Source organism: Agrococcus sp. UYP33, assembly GCF_054060915.1.
Map to the genome: position 1 here is coordinate 815,136 of NZ_JBSSDR010000002.1, position 9,820 is coordinate 824,955.

The following is a 9,820-nucleotide window of genomic DNA, read 5'->3' on the forward strand; positions in this document are numbered from 1 at the left end:
GAGAACGTTGGGATGTGCTTCGCGCGGCGCCGACCTAGCGTGATGCCATGAGAAGCATCGTGCTCGGCGGCATCGCGGCCGCATCGCTCGCCCTCGCCCTCGCCGGCTGCGCCACGACAGCCGGGAGCGCTCCCGACGCCCCCGCGTCACCGGGCGCGACCGACAGCCCTGCTGCTCCAGCCGCACCCGTCGGAACGGGCGCCGACGCGCAGGCACGGCTCGCCGACCTGCCGACACCGAGCGCGACCGAGCCCGTGCTCGCGATCGGCACCGTGCTCGAGCAGGACGGCGGCGCGATCCTCTGCGTCGGTGCCGTGGCCGAGTCCGCGCCGCCGCAGTGCGACGGCCCGGAGCTGCTCGGGTGGGACTGGGCCGCGTTCGACCACGAGGAGACCGGCGGCGTGCGCTGGGTGCAGGGCGTCGCCATCGAGGGCACCTACGACGCGGAGGCGCAGACCTTCACGCCGACGGGCGAGCCGACGAGCGCCGCCGCCATCCAGCTGCCCGCGATCGAGACCCCTGAGGGCGAGCTCGACGAGGCGACGATCGCGGCTGTGCAGGAGGACCTGACGACCATCCCCGGGCCGAACATGCTCGGCAGCTGGGGCGAGCGCGGCACGGTCGTGCTGAACGTCACGTACGACGACGGCTCGGTGCAGGCCGCGATCGACGACATCTACGGCGACGGCGTCGTCTTCGTGGTGCGAGCGCTACGGTGAGCCCATGAGCAGGCTGCACACCGCCATCGTCGGGGCGGCCACCCTGCTGGTCCTGGCGGGCTGCGCGGCGACGGCCGGCAGCGGCTCTGCGACACCCCCGTCTTCGGAGACAGCGACGGTGCCACCCGCTCCGTCATCGTCCGCACCGACAGCGGACCCGGAGATCGGTGAGACGGCCGACCCCCGATTCGGCGAGCTGCCGATGCCGAGCGCGACCGAGCCGGTGCTCGCTGTCGGCACGGTCATCGATTCGGGCACGCCGATGCTCTGCTTCAACGTCGCCACGTCGTACCCGCCGCAGTGCGGTGGGCCGGCGATCGTCGGCTGGGACTGGACGGCCGTCGCGCACGAGGAGGCGTCGGGCGTGCGCTGGGCCGACCTCGTCGCGCTGCGGACCACCTACGACGCCGAGGCGTTCACGGTCACGCCGACCGAGCCGCCGCTGGACCCCGCGGCGCTCACGATGCCGGCGCGCGAGATCCCCGCCGGGGACCTCGACCAGGCGTCCTTCGCGGCGCTGCAGGCGGATCTGCTCACGCTCGAGCGGCCGGATGTGCTGGGGCACGGAGGCGAGAACGGCACCTACGTCGTCGATGTCGTCTACGACGACGGGTCGATGCAGACCGCGTTCGACCGGGTCTACGGTGACGGCGTCATCCACGTCACGTCATGGTTCGTCGACTGAAGCCGTCGCGACCCGCGCCCGCTACGCCTCGACGCGCTCCCGCTCCCTCACCGTGCGCTGGCCGACGACGGCCGAGACGCCGTCCTGGCGCATCGAGACGCCGTAGAGGGCATCCGCGATCTCCATCGTCCGCTTCTGGTGCGTGATGATGATGAGCTGGCTCGCCTCGCGCAGCTGCTCGAAGACGGTCAGCAGTCGCCCGAGGTTGGCGTCGTCGAGCGCGGCCTCCACCTCGTCCATGATGTAGAACGGGCTCGGCCGGGCCTTGAAGATCGCGACCATGAGCGCGACCGCCGCGAGCGAGCGCTCGCCCCCCGACAGCAGCGAGATGCGGTCGATCTTCTTGCCGGCCGGCCGCACCGTCACCTCGATGCCCGTCTCGAGCATGTTCTCTGGGTCGGTGAGCGCGAGCGCCCCCGAGCCGCCCGGGAACAGGATCGGGAAGACCTCGGTGAAGGCCGCCTTCGTGTCCTCGAAGGCCGCCGCGAAGATCTGCTCCATCGTCACGTCGAGGTCGGCGATGATCTGCTCGAGGTCCTTGCGGGTCGACGCGAGGTCGGCGAGCTGCTCGGTGAGGAACGTGTGGCGCTGCTCGAGCGCGGCGAACTCCTCGAGCGCGAGCGGGTTGACGCGGCCGAGCCGGGCGAGCTTGCGCTCCGCGTCCTGCAGCCGGGCCTGCTCGGCCTTGCGGTCCCAGCCCTCCTCCGGCGCGTGCTCGGCGACGAGCACCGCCTCCTCGAGGCCCAGCTCGCTCGCGGCCCGCTCGAGCAGGTTCGACAGGTGCAGTCGCTGCTCGTACGCCTCCATCTCGGCGACGTGCACGTGCTCGGTGATCACCTGCAGCCGCTCGCGCAGGCTCGCCTCGTCGCGGCGCAGCCTGCCGAGCTCCTCGTTGCGGTCGCGCCGCGCAGCCTCGCGCTCGGCGAGCACGCCGCGGGCGTCGGCGACCGATCGATCGGCGACCCCGAGCACCGGCGGGATCGCGGTGAGCACCCGCGCAGCCTGCTCGCGCTGGCGCTCGCGCAGCACGGCGCGGCGCGCGGCCTCCTCGGCCCGCGCGCGCTGCGCCTCGACATCGCGGGCGAGCGACTCGGCGCGGGCGAGCTCGGCTCGCACGCGCTCGCGCGCGGTCTCGAGCTCGATGCGCAGATCCGTCTCAGCCGTGCGCGCGGCCTCCAGCTCCTGCAGCATCCCGTCGCGCGCGGAGGCGTCGAGCATCGGCCGCGGCTTGGCCTGGAAGCGCTCGAGGGCGAGCTGCGCCGCCTCGACCCCCTCCGCGGCCTCGCGGATGCCCTGCCTCGCCTCGGCGAGCGCGGCCTCGGCCCGCTGGTGCTCACCGGTCGCCGACTCGAGCCGGGCGCGAGCCCGGCTGCGCTGCTCGCCGCGCGCCGCCGACGCCGCGTCGTGCGCTCGGAGCTCCTCGAGCGCCTCCTGCGCGCCGCGCTTGGCCTGCTGGTGCGCCTGGCGCGCGTCCTCGAGCGCACCCGCCTCCCGCTCGATCGCGGTCGAGAGCTCATCGAGCCGCTCCGTTGCCGCGTCTCGCTCGGCGAGCAGCTCGAGCCGCGACTGCGCGTCGTCGCTGCCGCCGCGCAGCAGGTACTCGCTGACGTAGTCGCCGCGCCTCGTGACGATCGTCACCGGCGCGCCGAGCTCGAGCGCGGCGATCGCCGGCCCCGCCTGCTGCGCCGCCTCCAGCGAGTCGACGACGAACGTGAAGGCGAGCACGCCGAGCACGCCGGCCGGCGCATCCACGACCGTCGGCGCGTGCACGGCGCCCTCGACGGGGCGCACGTCGGGCCGCATGGGCGTGGCATCCGCGACGACCGCCTCGACGCGGCCGAGCCCGGCCTCGTGCGCGTGCTCGATGGCCGCCGCGGCGGCCTCGCGCGTGTCGGCGAGCACCGCCTCGCCGAGCGTGCCGAGCGCCGCCGCGATCGCCGCCTCGAAGCCCTTCCTCACCTTGACCCGCTCGGCGACGAGGCCGCGGAGTCCCGGGATGCCCGCGTCGACGAGACCCGCCGACGCGTTCGCGGTCGCGAGCGCCGCGGTCAGGGCCGAGGTGCGGGCGGCGAGCGCATCGCGCTCGCGCTCGACCGCGTGGAGCGCCTCGCGCCGCTCGTCGAGGTCAGCCGAGAGGGCAGCCTGTCGGTCGTCGGCGTCGCGGTAGCGCTGCGCGAGCGACTCCGCGTCGCCGTCGGCCTGCTCGTCGCCGAGGTCGGTGGCGGCGCCCTGCGCGTCGGCGAGCCGCTGCTCGGCGTTCGCGAGTGCGCTCTCGCGTCGCGCGACCTCCGCCTCGCGGGCCGCGAGCGTCGACTGCGCGACCTCCACCTTCGAGCGGTGGGCTGCGGCCTCGAGGTCGTGGCGCGACACGAGCGCGGCCTGCGCGGCGATCTCCTCGTCGAGCGAGTCGAGCCCGGCGCGGGCCAGCGCGGTCGCCGATGCGGCCTTGCCGAGGCGGCCCTCGGCATCCGCCACCCGAGCGCCCAGCGCCGCGGCGTCGTCGCGCGCGGCCTGCACCATGTCGGGCGTGATGAGCGGTGCCGCGTCGCCGACCTCCGGCGCCTCCTCGAGCAGCGCGAGCCGCTGCCCCGCGAGCGCGTGGAGCGACTGCAGGCGCGAGAGCTCCCGCTCGAGCGCGTGCGCGACGGTGCGGGCGCGGTCGACGTCGTCGCCGACCATCGACTCCTCGATGCGGCCCGCGCGGAGGCGCGCCTGCTCGAGCTGCTCCTGCAGCACGATCCGCTCCGACTTGCGCTCCGACTCCGAGCGGGCGGCCGACTCCAGCTGCTGGCGCAGCCCGACGACCTCGTCGGCCATGAGCCGTGCGCGAGCGTCGCGGACCGTCGCCTGGATGGTCGCGGCCTCCTTCGCGATCTCGGCCTGCTGGCCCAGCGGCTTCAGCTGGCGGCGGATCTCGCCCGTGAGGTCCTGCAGCCGCGTGAGGTTGGCCTGCATCGCGTCGAGCTTGCGGAGCGTCTTCTCCTTGCGCCGCCGGTGCTTGAGGATGCCCGCGGCCTCCTCGATGTAGCCGCGGCGGTCCGCCGGCGTCGCCTGCAGCACGTTGTCGAGCTGGCCCTGGCCGACGATGACGTGCATCTCCCGGCCGAGGCCCGAGTCGCTCAGCAGCTCCTGCACGTCGAGCAGTCGGCAGGACTCGCCGTTGATCGCGTACTCGGAGCCGCCGTTGCGGAAGAGCGTGCGCGAGATCTGCACCTCGGCGTACTCGATCGGCAGCGCGCCGTCGGCGTTGTCGATCGTCAGCTCGACGTGCGCGCGGCCGAGCGGCCCCGTGGTCGCGGTGCCGGCGAAGATGACGTCCTCCATCTTGCCGCCGCGGAGCGTCTTCGCGCCCTGCTCCCCCATCACCCAGGCGAGGGCGTCGACGACGTTCGACTTGCCCGACCCGTTCGGGCCGACGACGCACGTGACGCCCGGCTCGAACTGGAAGGTCGTCGGGCGCGCGAACGACTTGAAGCCCTTGACGGTCAGGCTCTTGAGGTGCATGCGGCTCCCGGGTCGGTGCTGGGAACACCGTAGCCGGGCGGTCGCGCGTTGCGCGGACGGCACGCGCGCGTCTACTCTGCAAGGCTGCCCGCCGGCACGGTGCCGGTGCGAGCGGCGGAATCCCATGCAGATCGACATCCGCCCCATGGTGCTGCCGGCGCACCCGGACGAGGACGGCCCGGCGGGCGACGAGTTCCGCCTCGCCCACGCCTACAACGAGCGCAGCAACGCCGAGCGCTACGGCGAGGGCCTCTACGTGAACACCCCGGTCGAGTTCCTCGCCTCGCTGCAGCCGAACGCCGACTACCGGCTCGACCGGCTGCACGCGTGGGACGGCGACCGGCTCGTGGGCATCATCACGCTCTACTCGAACCTGCTCGACTCGACCGACGTCGTCGAGGCGCAGCCCGAGCTCTCGAGCGCGCTGAGCGCCGCCGAGCAGCACGAGCTCGCCGAGGCGCTCACCGAGCGCGCCCACGAGCTCGCGGCTACGGACGGGCGCTCGACGGTCATCATGTCGACCGTCGGTGCCGCCGAGGGCACCGTGACGGCGACGAGCGGCTTCGGCGGTGCCGACCCCGCGCATCCGGAGGCCGCGCCGCTCGTGCGCCGCGGCTACGCCCTCGAGCAGGTCTATCGGGTGAGCGTGGCGGAGCTCGCCGACCTGCCCGACCTCGACTCGCGGCTCGCCGCGGCAGCGGCCGGTGCGCCGGGGTACGAGCTCGTGCGCTGGATCGGCGGCACGCCCGCCGAGCACCGGCCGGCGATGCGGACGCTCTACGAGCGCATGTCGACGGATGCGCCGATCGGCAACCTCGCGTGGGAGGAGGAGGTGTGGGATGAGGCGCGGCTCGCCGAGTTCGAGCGCACCGTGCAGGCGGGCGGCCGCACGCTGCTCACGGTCGCGGCGCGCGAGCGGTCGACGGGCGAGCTCGGCGGCTTCTCGACGCTCATCCTGCCGCTGAGCGGTGCGACTGCCCGCCAGCACGACACCCTCGTCACGAAGCCGCACCGCGGGCACGGCCTCGGCATGCTCATGAAGCTCGACAACCTCGTGCGGCTCCGCGAGCTGCGACCGGAGCTCGTGCGCGTCGTCACCTGGAACGCCGAGGAGAACCGGCCGATGCTCGCCGTGAACGAGGCATCCGGATTCGCACCGGTCGCCTACGAGGCGCAGTGGCAGTGGAAGGCGGAGCGATGACCATCGAGATCATCGAGATCATCGACGTGCCCGTGCCGGCGGCATGGGACGACGACAGCGAGGGCGCCAGGCGGCTGCGGATGCTCGTCGACGTGCGCAACGCGGTGGTCGTCGACGGGTGGGGCGGCGACGAGAGCCACGCCTTCAGCTATCGGGAGGCGTGGGCGCAGTGGCAGAGCCAGGTGGGCGAGAGCGACGACCTCCGCACGGTCGCGCTCCTCGACGGGGTGCCCGCGGGGCGGGGCTACGCCTCGCGCGGCCTGCTCGAGGGGACGACGATCGCCGAGGTCGACGTGATGGTGCTCCCGAGCGCGCGGCGCCGTGGCGTCGGCACGGCGCTCGCCGACGACCTCATCGCGCGGATGCGGGAGCGCGGCGCGACGACGCTCCAGGCCTGGGTCGACCACCACCCGGAGCCCGGACCGACGATCCCGTCGCCGACCGGCTTCGGCGAGATTCCCGCCGCGAGCGCGCAGGTGGCGCTGCTGCAGCGCTACGGCTTCGAGCTCGAGCAGATCGAGCGGGCGAGCGAGCTGCGCCTCGCGGCCGCCGTGCCTGCGCTGGCCGCGCACCGCGCCGATGCCGAGGCGCATGCCGCGCCGCGGTACCGCGTCGAGACCTGGGCGGGTCGAGCGCCGGCCGAGCGGGTCGCATCGCTCGCCGCGCTGCACGCGCGCATGTCGACGGACGCGCCGTCGGCGGGCGTCGAGCACGAGGCCGAGGGCTGGGACGCGGAGCGGCTCGAGCGCTACGAGACGAGCCAGCTCGACGGCGGGCGCACACTGCTGCGCGCGGTCGCCGTCGAGGTCTCGACGGGCGACGTCGTGGCGTTCACGACGCTCGCAGGGCAGGGCGTCGGCGAGCCCTGGTACCAGCACGACACGCTCGTGCACGGCGAGCACCGCGGGCACCGGCTCGGCATGGCGGTGAAGGTCGCCAACCTGCTCGCGGTCGCCGAGCGCGACCCTCGGGGCGTCGTCCGCACCTGGAACGCCGAGGAGAACCGCCCGATGCTGTCGGTGAACGAGGCGCTCGGGTTCGAGACGATCTGCCACGGCGGGGTCTGGCAGCGGAAGGAGTCGGCGACATGACCGGCACGGTGGAGTACCTGGAGCTCGAGGCTCCTGCCGACGGCTTCGACGAGCCTGCGCTCTCGCGCATCGCTCGCTACGTCGCGACGGCCAACCGCGTCACGCAGGACTTCTGGGGCGACGACTCGCGCGACACGACGGTCGGCGAGATCCTCGCGAGCATGCGCCACCAGGAGGACGAGGTCGTGCGCCGCTTCCTCGTCGTCGAGGACGGCCGCGACGTCGGCCGTTCCGTGGCCGCGCTCAACACCGAGGAGGGATCCTCTGTCGCCTACGTCTCCGCCTGGGTCGTGCCCGACGCACGCGGTCACGGCCTGGGTCGAGCGATCGCCGAGCACACCGAGCGGATCGCCATCGAGCTCGGCGCGACGACACTGCAGGCGTGGGCCGACCACCGGGCGCCCGTCGAGGGCGACGCCGCGATCTCGCCCGTGAGCGGGCACGGCTCGGTGGCCGCGGATGCCGCGGCGCGGCTGGCCGTCGCGATGGGCTACGCGCTCGAGCAGGTCGAGCGCATCTCCGAGCTCGACGTCGAGGCGGCCAGGGGCTCCCTCGAGCAGCACCGCGCGGATGCGGCTGCGAAGGCGGGCGACGCCTACGAGGCGCGCTCGTGGTCGGGTCGCACGCCGCCGGAGCTTCGCGACGGCATGGCGGCCCTGCACGCCCGGATGGCGACGGATGTCCCGAGCGCGGGGCTGGACGCCGATGACGAGCACTGGGACGCCGCACGGCTCGAGCGCACGGAGCGCGAGCTCGAGGAGGCCGGGCAGTCGATCCTGCAGGCTGCTGCGGTGCATCGCGCGACCGGCGAGGTGGTCGCCTTCACCGTGCTGCTCGTGCCCGCGGAGGGCCGCCCGGCCACGCAGGAGGACACGCTCGTGCACGCCGACCACCGCGGACACCGGCTCGGCATGCTCGTGAAGGCCGAGAACCTGCTGCAGCTGGGCCGACTCCACCCCGACCGCTCGCGCGTCGTCACCTGGAACGCCGAGGAGAACCGCCCGATGCTCGCGGTGAACGAGGCGCTCGGCTTCACGCCGGTCGGCGCCGAGGGCGGCTGGCAGAAGCGCGTCTCCCCCGCCGGTTGAGCACAGCGTGACCTGCCAGCATGAGCGGATGAGCGACATCCGCACCGAAGCCCCACCTGCCGCATCCGTCGACGGCATCGCCGCCGAGCTGCGGGCCGCGGTCGATGGCGGCGTCACCCGGCCGCGGGCGTACCGCGAGCAGCAGCTCGAGGGGCTCGTGCGCATGCTGCTGCAGCACGCGTCGGAGTGGGAGTCGGCGCTGAAGGCCGACCTCGGCAAGAGCGAGATCGAGGCGCACCTCACCGAGATCGGCTACGTCGTCGCGGAGGCGCGCGCGGCTCGCAGGAGCCTCCGGCGCTGGATGGCGCCCACGCGGGTCGCGGCGCCGCTCGCGCTGCAGCCGGCGTCGGCGCGCACGGTCCCCGAGCCGCTCGGCGCGACGCTCATCATCGCGCCGTGGAACTATCCGCTGCACCTCGCGCTCGCGCCGCTCATCGGGGCGATCACCGCGGGTGACGCCGCGGTGGTGAAGCCGAGCGAGCTCGCGCCCGCCACCTCGCGGCTGCTCGCGCGACTCGCGCCACAGCACCTCGACCCCCGCTCGGTGCGGGTGGTGGAGGGCGGCGTCGACGAGACGACGGCGCTGCTCGAGCAGCGCTGGGACCTCATCTTCTACACCGGCAACGGCACGGTCGCGCGGGTCGTCGCCGCGGCCGCGGCGAAGCACCTGACGCCGACCGTGCTCGAGCTCGGCGGCAAGAGCCCCGTCTACGTGCACCGCTCGGCCGACATCGCGGCGGCCGCCCGCCGCATCGCGTGGGGCAAGTGGATCAACGCGGGGCAGACCTGCGTCGCGCCCGACCACATCCGCGTCGACCGGGAGGTCGCCGACGAGCTCGTCGAGCAGCTGCGCCTCGCGACCGCCGAGCAGCTCGGCGACGCGCGCACATCGCCCGACTTCGCGCGCATCGTCAACGGCCGGCACCTCGAGCGCCTGCGCGGCCTGCTCGGCAGCGGCTCCGTGGTGACCGGCGGCGAGGTGGACGCCGCCGCGCGCTACATCGCGCCCACCATCCTCACGGACGTCGCCGAGGATGCACCGGTGATGCAGGAGGAGATCTTCGGCCCGATCCTGCCCGTGCTGCCCGTCGACGGCGTCGACGGCTTCATCGAGACGATGCGCGGGCGCGACAAGCCGCTCGCGCTCTACGTCTTCGCGCGGGACCGGGATGCCGTGCGGCGCGTCGAGCGCGAGACCTCATCGGGCGGGCTCGGCATCAACATCGCCGTCGCGCACGTCGGCGCGGCGGGGCTGCCGTTCGGCGGCGTCGGCGAGAGCGGCTCGGGCGCGTACCACGGGCGGCACTCGTTCGAGGTCTTCAGCCACCGGAAGGCCGTGCTCTCGAAGCCGACCGCGGTCGACACGCTGCGGGTGATCTACCCGCCGTTCACCGAGCTGCGCGGCAGGCTCGCGAAGCGCATCCTCGGCTGACCCACCCGCCCCACCCGCTGATCGAGTAGCAGTGCGAAGCGCCGCCCCACCCGCTGATCGAGTAGCAGTGCGAAGCGCCGCCCCACCCGCTGATCGAGTA

At 74.0% G+C, this 9,820-nt stretch carries 7 protein-coding genes; 6 read left to right on the forward strand and 1 reads right to left on the reverse strand.

What is annotated here, in order from left to right:
• Positions 1-47 precede the first annotated feature (47 nt).
• Complete coding sequence (locus tag ACVWW9_RS14270) at positions 48-719, forward strand: hypothetical protein (protein WP_456516016.1); 672 nt, start codon at positions 48-50, stop codon at positions 717-719.
• 202 nt (positions 720-921) lie between these two features.
• Entirely contained in the window at positions 922-1,404 is a 483-nt protein-coding gene (locus ACVWW9_RS14275) for a hypothetical protein (RefSeq protein ID WP_456516017.1), read from the forward strand.
• Positions 1,405-1,425: 21 nt separating this feature from the next.
• Here the strand turns inward: ACVWW9_RS14275 and smc are convergent, their stop codons facing one another.
• The gene (gene smc, locus ACVWW9_RS14280; RefSeq protein WP_456516018.1) at positions 1,426-4,908 is read right to left on the reverse strand and encodes a chromosome segregation protein SMC; all 3,483 of its coding nucleotides are present in this window, start codon (positions 4,906-4,908) and stop codon (positions 1,426-1,428) included.
• 124 nt (positions 4,909-5,032) lie between these two features.
• Here smc and ACVWW9_RS14285 point away from each other — a divergent pair, with 124 nt between their 5' ends.
• The 4 genes from ACVWW9_RS14285 to ACVWW9_RS14300 are packed head-to-tail and all read left to right on the forward strand — an operon-like array spanning position 5,033 to position 9,720.
• Entirely contained in the window at positions 5,033-6,109 is a 1,077-nt protein-coding gene (locus tag ACVWW9_RS14285) for an N-acetyltransferase family protein (RefSeq protein ID WP_456516019.1), read from the forward strand.
• Complete coding sequence (locus tag ACVWW9_RS14290; protein WP_456516020.1) at positions 6,106-7,200, forward strand: N-acetyltransferase family protein; 1,095 nt, start codon at positions 6,106-6,108, stop codon at positions 7,198-7,200. The genes ACVWW9_RS14285 and ACVWW9_RS14290 overlap by 4 nt, the downstream gene beginning before the upstream one ends.
• Positions 7,197-8,288: a GNAT family N-acetyltransferase gene (locus tag ACVWW9_RS14295; protein WP_456516021.1), complete on the forward strand. Its 1,092-nt coding sequence runs from the start codon at positions 7,197-7,199 to the stop codon at positions 8,286-8,288. The genes ACVWW9_RS14290 and ACVWW9_RS14295 overlap by 4 nt, the downstream gene beginning before the upstream one ends.
• A gap of 28 nt (positions 8,289-8,316) precedes the next feature.
• Complete coding sequence (locus ACVWW9_RS14300) at positions 8,317-9,720, forward strand: aldehyde dehydrogenase family protein (protein ID WP_456516022.1); 1,404 nt, start codon at positions 8,317-8,319, stop codon at positions 9,718-9,720.
• The last annotated feature ends 100 nt before the right edge of the window (positions 9,721-9,820 follow it).

What these genes read in the sequence shown, in the direction of transcription:
- ACVWW9_RS14275 (WP_456516017.1), top strand. Translation starts at nt 922, where the DNA reads ATGCCGAGCGCGACCGAGCCGGTGCTCGCTGTCGGCACGGTCATCGAT.
- ACVWW9_RS14300 (WP_456516022.1), top strand. Translation starts at nt 8,317, where the DNA reads ATGAGCGACATCCGCACCGAAGCCCCACCTGCCGCATCCGTCGACGGC.
- smc (WP_456516018.1), bottom strand. Translation starts at nt 4,908, where the DNA reads ATGCACCTCAAGAGCCTGACCGTCAAGGGCTTCAAGTCGTTCGCGCGC.
- ACVWW9_RS14295 (WP_456516021.1), top strand. Translation starts at nt 7,197, where the DNA reads ATGACCGGCACGGTGGAGTACCTGGAGCTCGAGGCTCCTGCCGACGGC.
- ACVWW9_RS14285 (WP_456516019.1), top strand. Translation starts at nt 5,033, where the DNA reads ATGCAGATCGACATCCGCCCCATGGTGCTGCCGGCGCACCCGGACGAG.
- ACVWW9_RS14290 (WP_456516020.1), top strand. Translation starts at nt 6,106, where the DNA reads ATGACCATCGAGATCATCGAGATCATCGACGTGCCCGTGCCGGCGGCA.
- ACVWW9_RS14270 (WP_456516016.1), top strand. Translation starts at nt 48, where the DNA reads ATGAGAAGCATCGTGCTCGGCGGCATCGCGGCCGCATCGCTCGCCCTC.